This is a genomic window from Serratia sp. 2723 (genome assembly GCF_050434425.1).
Taxonomy (GTDB): domain Bacteria; phylum Pseudomonadota; class Gammaproteobacteria; order Enterobacterales; family Enterobacteriaceae; genus Chania.
In genome coordinates this window covers 122,393-140,020 of sequence record NZ_JBNDIN010000005.1, presented here as the reverse complement: position 1 = coordinate 140,020, position 17,628 = coordinate 122,393, and the positions used below count along the sequence as shown (strand labels likewise).

The 17,628-nt window shown below is 51.4% G+C and carries 19 protein-coding genes; 8 read left to right on the top strand and 11 right to left on the bottom strand.

Going from position 1 to position 17,628, the window contains the following annotated elements; all coding sequences use genetic code 11:
* Nucleotides 1-64 precede the first annotated feature (64 nt).
* The 3 genes from ABIE29_RS09505 (at nt 65) to dcp (ending at nt 5,102) form a co-directional block, all read left to right on the top strand.
* A complete protein-coding gene (locus ABIE29_RS09505) occupies nt 65-1,162 on the top strand; it encodes a 3-oxoacyl-[acyl-carrier-protein] synthase III C-terminal domain-containing protein (RefSeq protein WP_429618264.1) in 1,098 nt (365 codons plus the stop codon).
* A gap of 405 nt (nt 1,163-1,567) precedes the next feature.
* Nucleotides 1,568-2,695, top strand: a complete 1,128-nt coding sequence (gene ompC / locus ABIE29_RS09500) for a porin OmpC (RefSeq protein ID WP_429618262.1) — start codon at nt 1,568-1,570, stop codon at nt 2,693-2,695.
* 244 nt (nt 2,696-2,939) lie between these two features.
* Nucleotides 2,940-5,102: a peptidyl-dipeptidase Dcp gene (gene dcp, locus ABIE29_RS09495; protein WP_429618260.1), complete on the top strand. Its 2,163-nt coding sequence runs from the start codon at nt 2,940-2,942 to the stop codon at nt 5,100-5,102.
* A gap of 179 nt (nt 5,103-5,281) precedes the next feature.
* On the opposite strand, the gene nudI is transcribed toward dcp, so the two are convergent.
* The 9 genes from nudI to ABIE29_RS09450 form a co-directional block, all read right to left on the bottom strand.
* Complete coding sequence (gene nudI, locus ABIE29_RS09490) at nt 5,282-5,710, bottom strand: nucleoside triphosphatase NudI (RefSeq protein ID WP_429618258.1); 429 nt, start codon at nt 5,708-5,710, stop codon at nt 5,282-5,284.
* Between the two features lie 126 nt (nt 5,711-5,836).
* A complete protein-coding gene (locus tag ABIE29_RS09485; protein ID WP_429618256.1) occupies nt 5,837-6,532 on the bottom strand; it encodes an N-acetylmannosamine-6-phosphate 2-epimerase in 696 nt (231 codons plus the stop codon).
* Between the two features lie 8 nt (nt 6,533-6,540).
* Nucleotides 6,541-7,053, bottom strand: coding sequence for a pyridoxamine 5'-phosphate oxidase family protein (locus ABIE29_RS09480; RefSeq protein ID WP_429618255.1), 513 nt, complete (start codon nt 7,051-7,053; stop codon nt 6,541-6,543).
* Nucleotide 7,054: 1 nt separating this feature from the next.
* Nucleotides 7,055-7,399, bottom strand: a complete 345-nt coding sequence (locus tag ABIE29_RS09475; protein WP_429618254.1) for a hypothetical protein — start codon at nt 7,397-7,399, stop codon at nt 7,055-7,057.
* Between the two features lie 11 nt (nt 7,400-7,410).
* Nucleotides 7,411-8,553, bottom strand: coding sequence for a peptidogalycan biosysnthesis protein (locus ABIE29_RS09470; RefSeq protein WP_429618253.1), 1,143 nt, complete (start codon nt 8,551-8,553; stop codon nt 7,411-7,413).
* Entirely contained in the window at nt 8,553-9,344 is a 792-nt protein-coding gene (locus ABIE29_RS09465) for a class I SAM-dependent methyltransferase (protein ID WP_429618252.1), read from the bottom strand. The genes ABIE29_RS09470 and ABIE29_RS09465 overlap by 1 nt, the downstream gene beginning before the upstream one ends.
* Before the next feature lie 250 nt (nt 9,345-9,594).
* The gene (locus tag ABIE29_RS09460; RefSeq protein ID WP_429618250.1) at nt 9,595-10,128 is read right to left on the bottom strand and encodes an SRPBCC family protein; all 534 of its coding nucleotides are present in this window, start codon (nt 10,126-10,128) and stop codon (nt 9,595-9,597) included.
* A gap of 4 nt (nt 10,129-10,132) precedes the next feature.
* Nucleotides 10,133-10,480 (bottom strand): ArsR/SmtB family transcription factor, encoded by a 348-nt coding sequence (locus ABIE29_RS09455; protein WP_429618249.1) that lies wholly within the window; start codon nt 10,478-10,480, stop codon nt 10,133-10,135.
* Nucleotides 10,481-10,568: 88 nt separating this feature from the next.
* Nucleotides 10,569-11,165 carry a TetR/AcrR family transcriptional regulator gene (locus tag ABIE29_RS09450; protein ID WP_429618247.1) on the bottom strand — a complete coding sequence of 199 codons (597 nt, stop codon included), beginning with the start codon at nt 11,163-11,165 and terminating at the stop codon, nt 10,569-10,571.
* Nucleotides 11,166-11,303: 138 nt separating this feature from the next.
* Here ABIE29_RS09450 and ABIE29_RS09445 point away from each other — a divergent pair, with 138 nt between their 5' ends.
* The 4 genes from ABIE29_RS09445 to ABIE29_RS09430 all read left to right on the top strand — a co-directional run bounded on the left by ABIE29_RS09445 (nt 11,304) and on the right by ABIE29_RS09430 (nt 15,132).
* Entirely contained in the window at nt 11,304-12,359 is a 1,056-nt protein-coding gene (locus ABIE29_RS09445; protein ID WP_429618245.1) for a sugar phosphate isomerase/epimerase family protein, read from the top strand.
* 15 nt (nt 12,360-12,374) lie between these two features.
* The gene (locus tag ABIE29_RS09440) at nt 12,375-13,274 is read left to right on the top strand and encodes an alpha/beta fold hydrolase (protein WP_429618243.1); all 900 of its coding nucleotides are present in this window, start codon (nt 12,375-12,377) and stop codon (nt 13,272-13,274) included.
* Nucleotides 13,261-14,178: an alpha/beta hydrolase gene (locus ABIE29_RS09435; protein WP_429618241.1), complete on the top strand. Its 918-nt coding sequence runs from the start codon at nt 13,261-13,263 to the stop codon at nt 14,176-14,178. Before ABIE29_RS09440 ends, ABIE29_RS09435 begins: the two co-directional genes overlap by 14 nt.
* Nucleotides 14,179-14,307: 129 nt before the next feature.
* The gene (locus ABIE29_RS09430) at nt 14,308-15,132 is read left to right on the top strand and encodes an AraC family ligand binding domain-containing protein (RefSeq protein WP_429618239.1); all 825 of its coding nucleotides are present in this window, start codon (nt 14,308-14,310) and stop codon (nt 15,130-15,132) included.
* Nucleotides 15,133-15,197: 65 nt separating this feature from the next.
* Here the strand turns inward: ABIE29_RS09430 and ABIE29_RS09425 are convergent, their stop codons facing one another.
* Both ABIE29_RS09425 and ABIE29_RS09420 read right to left on the bottom strand, forming a co-directional pair.
* On the bottom strand, nt 15,198-15,566 hold the full coding sequence (locus ABIE29_RS09425) for a LysR substrate-binding domain-containing protein (protein ID WP_429618237.1): 369 nt from the start codon (nt 15,564-15,566) through the stop codon (nt 15,198-15,200).
* Entirely contained in the window at nt 15,545-16,429 is an 885-nt protein-coding gene (locus ABIE29_RS09420; RefSeq protein ID WP_429618236.1) for a LysR family transcriptional regulator, read from the bottom strand. The genes ABIE29_RS09425 and ABIE29_RS09420 overlap by 22 nt, the downstream gene beginning before the upstream one ends.
* 219 nt (nt 16,430-16,648) lie before the next feature.
* Between ABIE29_RS09420 and ABIE29_RS09415 the strand changes: the two genes are divergently transcribed.
* On the top strand, nt 16,649-17,626 hold the full coding sequence (locus ABIE29_RS09415) for an NAD(P)H-dependent flavin oxidoreductase (protein WP_429618234.1): 978 nt from the start codon (nt 16,649-16,651) through the stop codon (nt 17,624-17,626).
* Nucleotides 17,627-17,628 lie beyond the last annotated feature (2 nt).

The window sequence follows — 17,628 nt, the reverse complement described above, 5'->3', positions numbered from 1 at the left end:
TATAGTGAGCTGATTTTTAATCAGCCCATGAATTTTACTATCCGTAATATAAAGAGGTATCACTATGAACACAACACAGCAAGGTCGTCATTTCCATTATAAAATAGCGGGACTCTCTACGGTCATTGGTGATGTCCTGAGCATAGATGAATGGGCCGAATCGTTTAAAGTCCCCAACCGCAAAAAGCCAGGCAGTTTTCTATCTGGTCGCGATATCCAAAACATCATTGGGCCAGTAGCGTCTAAAAGTTGGGACCCTGATTTTTTTCGGGATTTTAACCGTATTGTCGAGGTCGCTCGTGAAGCCATGGATTCCGCCAACCTGACTGCACAAGACATTGATATTGTGATGGTCGCCACCAGTACGCCGTATGAGGTGCAACTGGATTACGACTCATTTAAATTGTTACGTGCGCTGGAAATTCCTGATCATATTCCCCCGTTACAGCTTGCCGCTGGCTGTGCCGGTATGGCGCGGGCGCTGTCATTGGCAGCGCAGTTGAATGTAAAAAACATTCTGATCGTCGCCTATGAAGTGTCCAGTTTATATATGGTTTCACCGATTTATCGCTACAACACGCATCATCCGTTGAACGGCGCATTGTGGGCATCACCCGCGCTGTTTTCAGATGGTGCAGCTGCGATAGTCCTGCGGCATAGCCCTTCTGCTAACGGTTACAGCCTGTATAGCCGTGATTCCCTGAGCTTCGGGGATGAGGAGGGATTTGACGACCCATTGATCCATTATCCCGGCGGTGGAGCATTGAATCCGCCCGGCCTTGAGCAAAATGAGCAACTCTCCTGCTATGCCATGGCTGGGGATAAAACCAAACTCTATTATTCAAAAGGGATGCAGCTCAATCACCAAGGGCTAGAAGCCCATCGTCAGCACTATTTCCATGAGGTAGAGCGGATTTACACCCATCAAGCCAGCCCGAAAATGGTGGAAGGGTTTATCAAAACGTGCAGCGAACAGACCGGCGTTGAACAGTCCAAGTTCAGTACCAACGTGCGCAAGTATGGCAATCTGGTGATCCCCAGTACGCTTAAGATGATCCACGATGACATCAATGCCAAAAAACTGAAGTCCGGCGATGAGGTGGCTGTCATGGTAGTGGGTGCTGGCCCGGAACGCGGTGCGTTTTTAATTGAATTGGAATAGAAGGCCAAAATGGAAAATACCTTATTGGGACGCTGGATTGATATCGTCAGTTTTTAAAACCGATGACGGATGAAATACGTCTTCCACAGGGGCGATCGGTGTTGCTATCGATGTGAGTGGTCAAGTTTTATAATAAACGCGTAGGTCGATGAGTTGATGAAGACCAACTTGTTGCATTAATTGTATTTTTTACTAAACCATACCGTTTTTCTAATTTATTGCGTTAGTTTGTAACGGTCTTTGATGCCCGTTAACGAATAAAAAACAATCGACCGACCTTGCATTCATGTCATGGCGGTATAAATTAATATAATTACCGTGATCGAAAGGGTAATAGACTCACGAGCTAATCATGCTCGTAACAGCAGTGGCTATAGCAAGACATAATAATAGAGGATAATCACGATGAAACTTCAAGTACTCTCTCTGATGGTTCCTGCTTTGCTGATGGCTGGCACCGCAGGAGCCGCTGAAATCTATAACAAAGACGGTAATAAACTGGATTTGTACGGTTTAGTCGATGGACTTCACTATTTCTCTGATAACAATAGCGTTGATGGCGACCAGTCCTACATACGTATGGGCCTGCGCGGTGAAACGCAGATTAACGACCAGCTCACCGGCTATGGTACGTGGGAATACCAGGTCAACGTTAACACCCCGGAAAGCGAAAACAATGCCTTCACCCGTTATGGCTTCGCAGGGCTGAAAGTCGTTGATTATGGCTCATTCGATTATGGCCGTAATAATGGTGTCCTGTATGACGTTGCGGCTTATACCGACATGCAGCCCGAATTTGACGGTTCCACCTATGGTGCCGACCAGTTTATGTTCCAACGCTCAAACGGTTTGGCAACCTATCGTAACAATGACTTCTTTGGTCTGGTTGATGGCCTGCATTTTTCTCTGCAGTATCAGGGTAAAAACGGCAGCCCGGAAGAGACTAACAATGGCCGCGACGTTTTAGGCCAGAACGGTGATGGTTATGGTATGTCGGTGAACTATGATATGGGGTTCGGTATTAGCGCGGCGGGGGCCTTCTTTAATTCCAAACGTACCAGCGAGCAAAATGGCGGTGGCGCATATAGCGGTATCATGGGGAGGGGGGACAATGCGGAAGGTTATTCAGGCGGCCTGAAATATGACGCCAACAATACCTACCTGGCCGTCATGTTTACCCAGTCCTATAATGCAGCGCGCTTCGGCAGCTCAAACAGCGAAGCTTATGGCTACGCCAATAAGGCGCAAAGCTTTGAGGCCTATGCACACTATCTGTTTGATTTTGGCCTGCGCCCATTTGTGGGTTATAACCAAACCAACGGTAAGAACCTGGGGCAGGCTGCCAACGGTAATACCTACGGTAGTGAAAACCTGGTCAAATTTGTTGACCTGGGAGCGACCTATTACCTCAACAAAAACATGTCCACCTATGTGGATTATAAGATCAACCTGTTGGATGAAAACGACTTCACCAAATCGGCCGGTATTAATACCGACGACGTGGTTGCTGTCGGTCTGGTTTATCAGTTCTGATGACAGAGAAATGAGTCAGCTTACGTTAACGCGGCCTCCTGGCCGCGTTTTTTCTTTGTTCTCCTCCGTATAACCTAACGAACGCAGTATGCAGCGCTCTATAGAACTAGCTTGTTGAGAAATTCCCAGTTATTTTTGCTCAAACGACCATCTGAGCCTAAGCTAGGCTATGTTGCTGAATTTGCAGCTTCTATCCAAGTGGACGCAGCGTCTCTGGATTAAGACATGGAGGAGTTTCAATTTGATGCGTTTATCAACCCTGGTACTGGCGATCGGCGTTGCGTTAAGCACGCCCGCGCTGGCAGAAACCCATACCCAGACTAAGGAGGCGAAAGTGACCGGAGAAGTTAAACAGAATAAGCAGGGAGAAAACCCGTTCTTTGCCGCCAGCCAGTTGCCATTCCAAGCCCCTCGTTTTGATGTCATCAGCGAAAGCGATTATGCCCCGGCCATCGCCGCCGGTATCCAGCAGAAACTGGCAGAAGTCGAGAAGATCGCCAATAACCCGGAGCCACCGTCGTTTGACAATACCTTCGTGGCGCTGGAAAAAAGTGGCGCACTGCTGACGCGCACCATGAACGTATTCGGCGCGATGACCTCCGCCAACACCAGCGACGCGCTGCAAAAGCTGGATGAAGAAACCTCACCCAAGCTGGCGGCGTTAGACGATGCCATTATGCTGAACAGCAAACTGTTTGCGCGCATCAAGGCGATTTACGATCGGCGTGATAGCCTCAAATTGGACGGCGAGTCCCTACGGCTGGTAGAGGTGACCTACAAGAACTATGTGTTGGCCGGGGCCAATCTTTCGGACGCGGATAAAACCCAACTGAAAGCGTTGAACCAGGAAGCGGCGACGCTGAGCACCCAGTTCACCAATAAATTACTGGCCGCCAGCAAAAACGGTGCATTGGCGATCGGTGATAAAACCCTGCTGGCCGGGCTTTCAGAGGGCGAGTTGGCAGCAGCAGCGCAGGCGGCCAGTGAGCGTAAGCTGGATAAGCAATGGCTGCTGGTCCTGCAGAACACCACACAGCAGCCCGATTTGCAAAATCTGCAAGATCGCGATACTCGCCAAAAGCTGTTCGAAGCTTCGATCAATCGTGCAGAAAAAAATGATGCCAACGATACCCGCCAAACCCTGGTACGGTTAGCCAAAGTGCGTGCCGAGCAGGCCAAACTGCTGGGCTTCCCGAACTATGCTGCCTGGAAGTTGCAAAATCAGATGGCGAAAACCCCGGATGCGGCATTGGCGTTTATGCGTAACATCGTACCTGCCGCCACGGCCCGGGCAGAGCGCGAGGCCAAAGACATTCAGGCAGTGATCGATCGGCAAAACGGCGGTTTTAAGCTGGCTGCCTGGGATTGGCAGTTCTATGCCGAGCAGGTACGTAAAGAGAAGTACGATCTGGATGAATCACAGATCAAGCCATACTTTGAGATGAACAACGTGCTGCATAACGGCGTATTCTACGCCGCCAATTTGCTGTACGGCATCAGCTTTAAAGAGCGTAAAGACATCCCGGTTTATCATCCTGACGTGCGGGTCTACGAGGTATTTGATAAAGGCGGCCAGTCTCTGGCGCTGTTCTACACCGATTTCTTTAAGCGTGACAACAAGGGCGGCGGCGCCTGGATGAGCAACTTCGTTGAGCAGTCCAAACTCAACGGCACCAAGCCGGTGATCTACAACGTCTCCAACTTCACCAAACCCGCGGCGGGCCAACCGGCGTTGCTGTCCTATGACGATGTGATCACCATGTTCCACGAGTTTGGCCATGCGCTGCACGGTATGTTTGCCGATCAGCAATACCCGAGCCTGTCCGGAACCAATACCGCCCGCGATTTTGTCGAGTTCCCGTCGCAGTTCAATGAGCACTGGGCCAGCGATCCGCAGGTATTTGCCCACTTTGCCAAGCATTACCAGACGGGTGAAGCGATGCCGCAGGCGTTGGTCGATAAAATCAACAAGGCCGATAAATTCAACAAGGGCTATGCCATGACCGAGCTGTTGGCTGCCGCACTGCTGGATATGCATTGGCACATGTTGGGTGCCGATCAACCGCAGCAGGACGTGGACAAATTCGAAGCCGTATCGCTGCGCCAGGACAAGATCGATCTCAGCTATGTGCCACCACGCTATCGCTCCAGCTATTTCCAACATATCTGGGGTAACGGCTATGCTGCCGGTTATTACGCCTATCTGTGGACGGAGATGTTGGCCGATGACGCCTTCCAGTGGTTCAGCGATAACGGTGGGTTAACGGCAGAGAATGGCCAGCGTTTCCGTGAGCAGGTGTTGTCACAGGGCAACAGCCAGGATCTGGAAAAGCTGTACGTTAAGTGGCGTGGGCAGGAGCCAAGCATTGAACCGATGCTGATCAACCGCGGGCTGAAGGATAAGTAACTACCGTTTAGCGCTGTCCGAGGGCAGGTGACTGCCCTCGTATAAAAACCATCAAATGTTGACGGGTTCCGATTTAAAACGAACAGACTGCTCGTAAAACATTCGCTCCAACACTCTGAAACTACTGAGAAAAAATCAGTGGGGATCCTTCAGTCCTTTTGGAGAGGTTAGGGTGGACACTACTCCAATAATCCACGCTGACGCAGCGTGAATCGGGTCGCTTCGTTCAGATCGTAACTGGCCAGATCTTCCTTCTGCACCCAGGCATATTCTGCAAACTCATCATTAAGCGTGATGGCGCGGTTGGCAGCGTGGCAGTCAAAAATCAGGTAAACCATATAAATTTGCTCTTTGCTGCCGTCTTCATAGGTCTTCACCCGCACATCGTCGCGGAACGTCCAGGGTTGAATGCGGTCCAGCACCAGATCGGCTCCCAGTTCTTCACGCACTTCACGACGTAACGCCTGCTCGATGGTTTCCCCTGGCTCGGTACCGCCGCCGGAAAGCGCCCATTGTCCGGGGAACACCCCTTTATGAGCTGCCATTTTGCACAGCAGATAGGCGTTATCGTTTTCAATTAACGGGCAAACAATAATACGTTGACGCATCGTAACTCCATGTTTCAAGGGCATCAGAATGAGGTAACGAATTATACGCGAAGCAGCGCCGAGCAACGGTAAATAAACAGTACCGCCTAGATAACCAATAGATTTCACATGTGGGAAACGAAACTTTTATCCACCTGACAGAGACAATTCATTCACGAAGGCTCGTGTGATATTTTGTGGCCGCGTGATAGCTCCACCGACAACGATGCTGTGAGCCCCGCAACGCAACGCACCGGCCGCCTGTTCCGGCGTGTTTATTCCCCCTTCAGCCAAAACCGGTAAAGCAACGGCCTGACATAATGTTTTCAGGTGCGCGTAATCATCATCGATGAGATGCCTTCCTTTACTTTCTAGGGTATGGCCATACATTGCGGTAGTGATGCCGTCATAACCCAGTTCCTGTGCCAGAAGAGCTTCCTCAAGGGTAGCTACTGCTGCCAACAGTAATACGTCCGGGTAACAGGTACGGATTTCTTGTAGCATATCTTCCAGGCGCTCTCCGCCGGGCCGTGGCCGAAAACCGGTTTCGATGGAAATCAAGTCCGGTTTGGCCTGCATTAACCCATGAATGTCCGCAATAGTTGGCGTCAGGCACACCGTCGAGTCGCGATAATGGCGATTCAACACCCCCACTACCGGTAAACCAACTTGTGCCTTGATGGCCGCAATATCCTGCGCACTGTTGGCCACTATCCCCCCGGCTCCGCCAATGTAGGCTGCCATTGCCATTTTTGCCATCAGCGAAGCGCCATGGAGAGGTTCATCGGGTAATGCCTGACAGGAGACGATCAGCTTGCCAGTCAATGAATTTAATAGACTCATTGTACCTCCTATTTAGGTGCAACCAATTGGGCTAGTGGGACGGGAATGCGTTTGTCTTCTTTAGTTTGCAGCCAACCGTCTATATCCAGTAGCCACCAGTACTTTATGAGGAGTTCGTAAAAACGCCGCGGGCCATCACCATAAAACTCATGTAATGGTAGCTGCCAGCGAGCACGCTCCAGCACATCGGGAAAATTAAGTCGATAATAATCCTGATGGATACCTTCACATTCACACTGCGATATTTCCCGCGCGCTGCCGATAAATTGCGCACCATCCAGCCCTAACGGCGAAGTTTCTTGCATGTCATAACGAAACAGTGAACCACTAACCTCAGCACGTTGGCGAATATTCTCGGAGTGTCTGGCGGTCCTCATCGAATACCACACCAGCCGCAAGGGCGAGAACAACGGGACATAATTTACGGTAGAAGCCCAGGGAATGTCGTCACCGTGCTGGCTGGCAAGGGTGAAAAAGCGAGCGCTATTGAGCAAATACAGGCTGCGTTGTGTCAGGTCCATGTTAGCTCCTTGGGGTGACAATAAAAGGGGCGTCATTCAGCAAACTCGAATCGAGGATCTCCCACCACAGATCTTGTTCAACCCGGATTTTTTCCCATGCAGGGTCTTGGCAGAGTTTTGCCACGGCTCTGCGATACTGCCCCCAGGCTGCCTCATCGGCGAATGCCACGTAATGCTCCAAACAATGGACATTAGTGCCGATAGTGCGGACATACCAACGGCGTTCTCCTGCCATTGCCAGTGGGCGGTAGAACCATTCGTCACGTTGTTCCACCCAACTCCAAAATGCGGCCATATCCAGATGGGCTTTAGGTGTTGGTTTCAATAAATACATCAGATGCAGCATAAGGTTTTCCTTTAATCAAGCAGTGCCCAGTCGGAGGTCAGATGTGTACCGTGCTGTTGTTGGTAACGCTGATAAAAAAGATGGTTATAGTCTTCACATGCGCTGGTTGATAGGGGGGCAGTATTTTCAAACAGCAATAGTGCTGCCAGTGGCTCTATTTCTGCGCCACGCAGCGTCTTGGCGCTAAGGGCTGAAATGGATAGTCTACATTCGCGGATCCCGTTTTTAGCCGCATAATCCAATGAGTGGTAATAGGTCAGTACGAAATAACGGAAATCGTTATCGTCTATCTGATAATTCGAGCCGTAATAGCGGGCGTGAAGGGTGTCACCGAAACGGTAAAAGATGGTCACCCCCAGTATTTGATTGCCGCGTTTGGCAACAGCAGCAACCGCTGAGCCGATAACGGAGGATTTTTTTTGTCCATCAAATATGCGCTGCATCCAGTCAATACTTTGATGACTACCGTATTTTCTTCGGTTATTGGTAATTAGTTCTGTTGCTGACTCCAGCAGATGATCGTCCAATCGACACCATTCCACCCGGTTACCTAAACGGGAGAATGCGGCCAACTCGGCTTTAGCTCGAACCCGGTGGTGGGAGCAACGTTGTTGTAATTGCGAATCAAGTCCACCGGCGGTTACCGGTATAGTCGCTTCTGCTGAATGCATAAGTACACGGGCATAAGGATAGCAGTGAGCGACTTCAAGAGCTTGGGCCAGTGGCATAAACGGGACAATGGTTGCGCAATATCCCCGACTAACCGCTAACCGAGCCAGCATTTCGGCAATGGCAGTTAATGCCGCTCCGCGCCGCCGCCCTCGTACACAGAGGATTTCATTGTGCGTGGAACGGCGCGCTCCCCCCCACAAGAATGGTTGCTGCCAGGGACCGTCCAAACCGGGAAAATAGTCAGGTAGATAGAACAACCCTGGTTGATCTTCACCCTGCCAAAGCGCGCAGCCGCCCAACAACCCGGCACTGCCGTATAATGTAAAAATATCTCCCTTACCTAGGGCGTAATCTAGAGCTGCTAACCAGTCGTAGCTATTAAAAAAGTCATGGTCAGTGACTAGTGCATCCCACTCATGTCGGTCAATATGTTCAATGTTGTGAAATGAAGGGGCGGGGGCGGGCTGTTGAAAAAGACTCACTATGTTTTTCCTTTAATACATTCAATAATGGCCGCATGTGGGCATTGAACGTAGTGGGAAAGTTCTGCTGGTAGAGTATTGGCTGGTACATTTAGTGGTTGCCATTTGACAGTCTGAAAACCGGCCTGATATAACGTATCTTCCAAAGTCTGACGTGACCAATAGTTGGCCTGAATATTGACATCATAAGGAGGATGACAGAGATGCAACCGAACTTGGCTGCCATCCGCACGAGGCTGTTCTTCAATCAGACGCAGGCCGAAGGGTCGATAATATTCTGGATCTGAATTGAAATCAGGATGAATAGGCAATGTGATCAGTCGCCCTCCTGGTTTTAACACCTTGGCCATTGTTTGGCTCATTGTCAGTAAGTCTTTATGGTGAGTCGCATAGGGCATGACATAAATGGCAAGGACGATATCGAAATGCTCACTGTATTTCCCATCGATTTGTGAAATATACTGAATTCCGAGTTTCTCTTTTTCTTCACGTCGGCGTGCATAATTAAGCATGCCGACGGAAATATCATGGCCGACAATATATGATGCCCCGCATTTATTTAACCAACGTGCAATTACACCTGGCCCACAACCAAAATCCAACACGTTTAGACCAGTGAGATCGCCCATTAGTTTTTCTAGCGTAGGCAGTTCTAATTCCTTACGATAAGGCCAGGAAAGCATCTTTTCATAGAGTCCTGCGTACTCATCGAAGGTGGCGGGGTCAAATTCAGACTGATTTACTTGGCATTCTTCGGCAGATAAACTATTTGAAGATTGTTTTGGAGGCATATGGCTTAACCACCTTTACTAAGAATAAGATTGTCTTCAATTAATAAGGTAGTAGAAGAACCAAACATTTACAAAAAATTAATTAAAATGTAATAAAGTCATTGAATTAATAACCTTTATAGAATTACCCCGGAGTTTTAGGCTATAGGAATCACTTAAAAAATGAACATGACAGGCGTTTTTGCAAAGCCTTGATTAGGAATCTTCTTGGTTGATGGGAGGTGAGAACCGTGATCCTCACCCCACTGGCTTACAGTTTGGCCCGGTACTCGTCTTCCAACCGGCTCATTGAGGCCCAGAACGGGTTTGATGTTCGCTCCAGCAGGCGATCGGCCAGCAGATCCAGATGGGTATGCCAGCCGCTGGCGACGCTGAGCAGGGTATCGCGGTTGGCCAGGCGGCGATGGGTGAGGGTCAACAGCACCTTGCCCTCTTGCTCGGTCAGTTCAATAGTGACTTCAGAAGGGCGGGCTTCCCCAGTTTCTGCCCAGGTAAAGCTCACCAGGCGCGGAGGCAGAATGCAGGTGATATGGCCCACCTGGGTAATTTTACCGGCACAGGATTTGTATTTTGCCGGCGGTTTTTCATCCTCACCGGCCAAATCGGCATTGCAGAACAGTAGCTCGATCTTGGCCCCGACCTGCATGGGCATTTCACCGGCGGCCAGCCAACTGGCACGTTTATCCGATTCGATCAGGTAGGCCCAGACGCGTTTGAGCGGACCGGGCAGCAACCGCTGGATCCGCAGCGTACCGGTTTCAATAATCATACCGTAGTCGTTCATGGGTTCACTCCGTCGGAGGATGCGAGTCGGCCTTCAGCAGCGCTAGTTCTAGCGCGTCCAGCCGCTCATTCCAGAAATGTTCGTAGGTTTGCAGCCACTGTATGGCCTGCACCATTGGCTCGGGAGCGAGCCGGCAGATATGGTTTCTTCCCTGCACGGTGCGTTGTACCAGCCCGGCAAGCTCCAGCGCTTTGATATGCTTGGAAGCTCCGGCAAACGACATCTCGAACGGCGCAGCCAGTTCACCGATGCTGTGTTCGCCTTCGGCCAATGTGCGCAAGATGGCGCGCCTTGTCGGGTCGGCCAGCGCGTGGAAAATGGCGTCCAGCGGTGAGGAAGATAATTTAACCATATGGTTAAATATAGAACCTCAGTGTCAATACTCAACCGGTTCGTTGAATATTTTTTAACCTTATCACATTAACAGTGTGGGTATGGTATTACGCCGGTGGATGATCGAGCATTGTAAGGGCGACTTTCACCGCCTTTTCCAGCCGGGCACGGCTAACGCCATCCCGAGCCTGAACGGATAAGCCATGCAAGAACGCCGCAAAATAATCACCAAGGCTCTCTGCATCGGTGTTGGCGGGCAGTTCACCAGCCTGTATCGCAGCCTGTAATCTGTCGATAATGCCTTGGGTGCGCTGTTTGCGGTGTTCCATCAACCAGCACCTGACGCCCTGATTTTCTTCACTGACGCTGACCGCAGATGAAACCACCATGCATCCTTGGGGACGTTCACCCTGGCTGTAGAGGGCAACAGCGTCGTTTAGCATCTGTTGGATGGCTTCACGCACACTGGCCTTTTCTTCAAAAGCGCGTTCGGCAAAGCCGCCCTCGTGGGTTTCGTAGTGTGTTATCGCTTCACGAAACAGTAACTCTTTCGAACCAAAGGCTTTGTAGATCCGTGCCGAAGCAATGCCCAGCTCGGCCACCAGGTCGGACATCGAGGTGCCTTCAAACCCCTGCTGCCAAAATAGGTCACGAGCCTGCAATAGGGCCTGTTCACGATCAAACTCTCTGGGTCTGCCTGCCATCGTCATCTTCTCCGGTGATTTTGCTGCGGGCTACAGGATCGCTTAAATGGCAGATAACGCCAACGAATTTCAAAATCCTCTTGCCGATGAGTCGATTTAAGCCTATTGTTTGTCAATCGACAAACAATAGGAAAAACGATGAAAACGATGAAAGGCCCCAGCCTGCACCTTGCCCAATTCAGTGATGCAGCTTCTCCGTTCAATAGCCTGCCAGCGATTGCCGCCTGGGCAAAAGAGACCGGCTTTAACGCTTTGCAGATCCCCGCGTGGGATAGCCGTTTGTTTGATGTGAAAACGGCGGCAGAAAGCCAAAACTATTGCGATGACATCACCGGCATGCTGGCGCAGCACGGTCTGGTGATCAGCGAATTGACCACGCATATTTTCGGCCAACTGATGGCGGTGCATCCCGCCTATGATGCACTATGCGATAGCTTTGTGCCGGAGGGGCTGCGTGGCGATCCGCAAGGACGAACGCTTTGGGCCAAGGAAAACCTGCTGTTGGCGGCAAAAGCTTCCGCACGGCTAGGTCTGACCGAAATGGGCACGTTCTCCGGTTCGTTGGCCTGGCCCTACCTGTTTCCATTTCCGCAACGGCCAGCAGGGCTGATTGAAACGGCCTTCGACGAGTTGGCCAAGCGTTGGTTGCCGGTGCTTGACGCCTGTGACGAGCAGGGCATCAATCTGTGTTATGAGATCCACCCCTGCGAAGATTTGCATGATGGCATTACCTTTGAAATGTTCCATCAGCGGGTTGCCGCTCACCCGCGTTGCCAAATGCTGTTCGATCCCAGCCATTTCGTGCTGCAACAGCTCAACTATCTGGAATTTATTGATATCTATAAAGATCACATCCGTATGTTTCACGTTAAGGACGCGGAGTTCAATGCCAGCGGTCGGCAGGGGATTTATGGCGGCTATCAGTCCTGGGCGGATCGTGCAGGGCGCTTCCGTTCATTAGGGGATGGGCAGGTGGACTTTAAAGGCATCTTCTCCAAACTGACACAGTACGATTATGCCGGTTGGGCCACGCTCGAATGGGAATGCTGCCTGAAGCATCCGCAAACCGGGGCCGAAGAAGGGGCCGCGTTTATCCGCAACCATATTATTCCCGTCACGGATAAAGTGTTCGATGACTTTGCCGGGGCACCGGTCAATCAACTGCAAATCAACGCCTTGCTGGGCATTCGCTAACCTCCGGAGCACCTTATGACTATGCTGACTCACGGGCCATTATCCAATGGGCTCGAGGCTGAACACATCTATATTAAAATCAACGGCAACCGTATTCACTGTGCCATCGTCGGCACTGGGCAGCCGGTGCTGCTGATCCCTGGCTGGCCACAAACCTGGTACACCTGGCGTTATGTCATGCAGGCGCTAGCCAATGCGGGCTTGCAGGCTATTGCTGTGGATCCTCCCGGTATCGGGGACTCGGACAAACCCATCGGTGGCTATGACACCGGCAGCGTTGCCGAAAAACTCCATCAGATCATGGCGCAACTGGGGCATCAGCGCTATGCAGTGATCGGCCATGATATTGGCATGTGGCTGGGTTATGCGTTGGCCAGCGATTACCCTCAAGCGGTTAGCAGGCTGGTGCTGACCGAAGCGGTGATCCCCGGCTTGGCAGAGGCACCGCCGATCTTTGTTCCTGCCGAGGACAACATCTTCCTGTGGCATTTTATGTTTAACCAGTTAACCGACCTGCCCGAAGCCCTGACCACCGGCCGAGAGGCCGAGTATCTGGGGTACATTTTCAACCGCTGGTCTTACCGACGCGAGCGAGTCGCCGCAGCAACCTACATCGCGGCTTATTCGGTGCCTGGCAGCCTGCGGGCCGGTTTTGATTATTATCGGGCCATTCCTGAGACCATTCGACAAAATCAGCAGCGGGCTAAAACGCCTCTGGCAATGCCGGTGATGACGATTGGCGCAGAACATGCTACCCGCGATGCGCCATTCCTTACCTTGCAGGGCAAGGCTCGTCAACTCCAGGGGGAAGTGGTATCTGGCTGTGGGCATTTCATTACCGAGGAGTGCCACGAGGAATTTATCGCCCTGATCCTGCCTTTTTTACAGGAGAGTAAAGCCGATGCCGCTGGATAAGCAGATTGCGCTGTTTTTACAGCAGCAGGCCGATGTACCTGCAGCCTCCTCATTGGAGGCGCTGCGTGCGCAGACGATGGTTGAGTTACAGCACTTGCAGGGAGAGCCTCAGCCCGTCCAGAAAACTAGGGAGTTCCACATCCCGGTCAGCGGTGGGCAAACTATTGCCATCCGTGGTTATATTCCCTTGAATGTGTCAGAGGATCTACCACTTCCGGCAATGGTGTTTGCCCATGGTGGCGGTTGGTGCCTGGGTTCGCTAGACGTTTACGATGTGCCTTGCCGCGCGTTGGCCAATGCCACAGGGCGAGTGATCCTGTCTGTCGACTATCGCCTGGCACCGGAATATCCTTTTCCAACCCCACTGCATGACGTTTATCAAGCGCTATGCTGGGCATCGGAACAAGCCGCGCAAATAGGCATTGATCCTCTGCGGATTGCGCTTGGCGGGGATAGTGCGGGGGGGAACCTGGCGGCGGCGGTAGCTCTGATGGCCAGAGACCGGTCAGGGCCAGCCGTAGAACATCAATACCTGCTTTACCCTGCATTGGATAGCGAGATGACGATGCCCAGCTTTGCCGAATATGGTGAAGGTTACTACCTGACGCAGGAGATCATGGGTTGGTGCTGGGCAAACTACCTTGGGCAGGATACCGACTCTCGGGAGCCTTACGCTTCTCCTTGGTATGCGTCAACGCTGGCAGGTTTACCACCAGCGACGATCCTGGTATGCGAATACGATCCGTTGCGGGATGAAGGTGAACGCTATGCGCAGCGATTGCAAGCAGCCGGCGTTAACGTGAATTGCCAGCGTTTGCCTGGGATGGTACACGCTTGCATGCATATGACTGGTTTGACCCCGGCTGCCCAGGTTTTGTTTACCGTGTTGGAAACATGGCCTTAATTTGCTGTCCGCCAGGGAAGGCGGGACAACACGGTGTTAAAATGATAAACCTGATGTTGACGAGTTATTATCAGCCCAGCGAGTTAAATCGCTCTATGCCAACCCGAAAACGTAACAGGAGCAAGGGCAGTGCAAGGTGTGCCAGAACAGTTTCCGTTTGAGAAAGATCGCGCCCAGTTCCGGCATTTGCCGCAGTTACCTGGCGTAGAGCTTTATCAGGCCCATATCGATCGCTATGCGTTTGAGCCACACGCTCATGATGCGTTTGGCATCGGCACGGTGGAAACCGGAGTGGAACGCTTTCGCTACCGTGGGGCACACCATTTAGCCGCTCCGGGTGCGTTGGTGCTGATGAATCCGGACGAGCTACATACTGGTGAAGCGGAAACCGCAGGCGGTTGGAACTATCGGATGATCTATCTGGAGCCTGCGGCGCTGGAGCGGATTTCTGGTGAGAAGGGTTGCTGGTTCAACGACGTGATCCACCATGATGCGGCGGCGGCCAAGCGGCTTTCGCAAACGCTGGCGGCGTTATGGCAAACCCGGGATACGCTGGCGCTCGATAGCTTGCTGCTGTCCGTCGTTGATATTTTCCGTCCCCACGCGCGTATTGCTCAGCTGCAGCAGAATGAAGCCGCTCACCGTATGGCGATAGTGAAGGAGTATCTGCGGGATAACTTCGCTTCACCGATCACGTTGAGCGATCTGGCAGCGTTGGTCTCACTCAGCCCGTATCATTTCCAACGTAAATTCAAAGCGCAATTCCATGTCACCCCACATCAGATGCTGATGGCGATCCGGCTCGAAAAGGCCAAGCAGATGCTCGGGCGGGGAATGCCTGCGGCCCAGGTGGCCGTGGCTGTGGGATTAACCGATCAGGCACATCTCACCAAAGCCCTGGTTAATCGTTACGGTGTCACGCCTGCGCGCTACCAAAAGCAGGTGATGCGTTAAGGGCCCACTTGGAAAACGGAATACCAGCACGCTGCCAACAGTATTTTTTCACTGTGTTCTGCAGCTTATCTCCGGGAGGAGACCATGAAGTTGTCAAAAATATCCGCCATATAATCCACAAAAACGCGTACCTTTGGCGTCATCTGGCGGGTACTGGGCCAGAGCATGTGAAAAGTGGTCGTTACGGGAGCCATAAAGTTGTCCAGCACCGTCTTCAGTTCCCCGGTGGCAAGCTCATCTTTTACCGAATAATCCGGCAAGCAGGCTATACCACGACCCTCTTTTACCATAAACAATAGAACTTCGAGGCTGCTGCAGACAAGTGTCAAGGGAGCGACCTTTCCACTACTTCTTGCCGCTACATGCTGAAACGGCCACTGTGCAACTTTCCCTGAACTGGGGAAGCGATAGTTTACAATAAGTCCTCTAACCACTCGGCAAATACCCGCACTTTGCGGGAGAGATGACGGTGCGGATAAAGCAAAGACAACTTTCGAGATGGGGCGGGATAGTCTGGCATTATTTCTACCAGGAGGCCGCTTTCGAGATAAGGCTGTAAAAAAAGATTCATGCCCTGAAGCATCCCCAACCCGGCAAGCCCCGCGGCTATATAGGTTTCAGAGTTATCCAGAACAAGCTTACCGGGAAGGTTAACTTCTACTGCTCCCGACGGTGTCTCGAACGTCCACGGAATAGTTTGCCTACTGCTGCTGTTAAACCAGTTGACGGCCTGATGTTGCTGCAACTCTTCAAGATTTTTTGGCGTGCCATGTACTGCAAGATAAGCAGGACTGGCGCAAGTCGTCATTTTAATGTTGCCCATAGGTCGTGCGATGTAGTCGCCGTCGTCCAGTTCCCCCATTCGCAATACACAATCCAGACCGTCGCGCAGCATATCCTGACGACGGTCAGAGCTGCTCAGAATGATTTCGATATTCGGGTGCTCACGGTAAAAAACAGGCAGATTGGGCACGACCCGTGAAACTGCAAAAGCGATTGGCATATCCACACGCAGTTGTCCGCGTAAAGCACAGTCGGGGCCAAACGACTCCAGCAACTCATCCGTTTGGGCCAGCAAGGGTTTGCTGCGGCGATAAAACTCCTCCCCATCAGGCGTCAGGTTAATCCGCCGCGTCGTTCGCTGCATTAAACGAATGCCACAGTGTTGCTCAAGCTGCTGCACGGCTTTGGTTACTGCGGGGCGATGGATTTGCAGATTTTCCGCCGCCTGAGTAAAGCTGCCAGATTCGACAATTTGAATAAAAATTTTAATAGATTCAAAAAGATTAATTTGCATAGCGTACTTATTTTTTAGGAGAGGAGGCACGTTGTTAAGCAGTACCTGAATAGCCCTATTGTTACTTATTTAATAATAGTGATGAAGTGTTTTTGCTATTTTTCTAAACAATATCGCGATCTACACTCTTCTCACTCCGTAGCGCCATTTTGAAACCTAGGAACGCTTTAAGGCAGCCTTATCAGGTCGCCAGAACTCATTTATTAAGGATATTCCGCCATGCAAAATAACCGTATTTGTCAGATTCTGGGCATAGAAAAACCTGTTATCCAGGGACCTTTATCCTGGTTAACCGATGCCCGCTTAGTCGCTGCGGTCAGCAACGCCGGGGGCCTTGGTGTCCTGGGGCCAAATGCAGGCTTGACGGCAGAAACCGAAGTTTCCACGCCGGAAGAAACTGCCGAGAAAATGCGAGAAGAAATCCGTAAAACCAAAATGCTTACCGAAAAACCTTTTGGCGTCAATCTGATCCCGACGCCTGAGAACGACGTATGGACTCCACCCATCATGCAGGTGATAAAAGAAGAAGGGGTGAAAGTTGTGGTTTATACAGGCTATGGTGAAGGCGCGGTGATCCCCGCTCTGTTTGACGAACTGAAAAACGCGGGCATCAGCATTATCTACCGCGACATTAATCCAACCCCTGAAAACACCCGTCTCGCCGAAGCTGCAGGGGCAGATATTATTGTCGCCACCGGTTTTGACGAAGGAGGAACCTTGCCAGGTAAGGCTCTGGGAACATTTTCAATTGTACCGCTTATTGCCGATGCCGTACAAAATGTACCCGTGCTGGCCGCAGGGGGGATCACCGATAGTCGTACCGCCAGAGCAGCCCACGCCCTTGGGGCAAGCGGAGTTTTTGCAGGCTCTATTTTTATCAGTACGGAAGAAAGCCGTGTACCACAATCGGTGAAAGACAAAATCATCGATTCAGATGGTCTGGATATGCTGCTTTTCCGTACCATGCCAGATTACTATCGCTCATTGCCCGGCAAGCTGGCACAAAAGCTGGTGCAAATGGATAAGGCAGGAGCCAGTAACGAAGAGCTTGGAAAAACGATGGGTGGATTACGCGGTTTGCGTATAGGCATGCTCGAAGGAAATACGGATGATGGCTATATCTCGCTTGGTACCGGCATCGGTAGTATTCGGGATGTTAAAAGCGTAGCTGAAGTGGTTGATGAGTTAGCAATATGAGC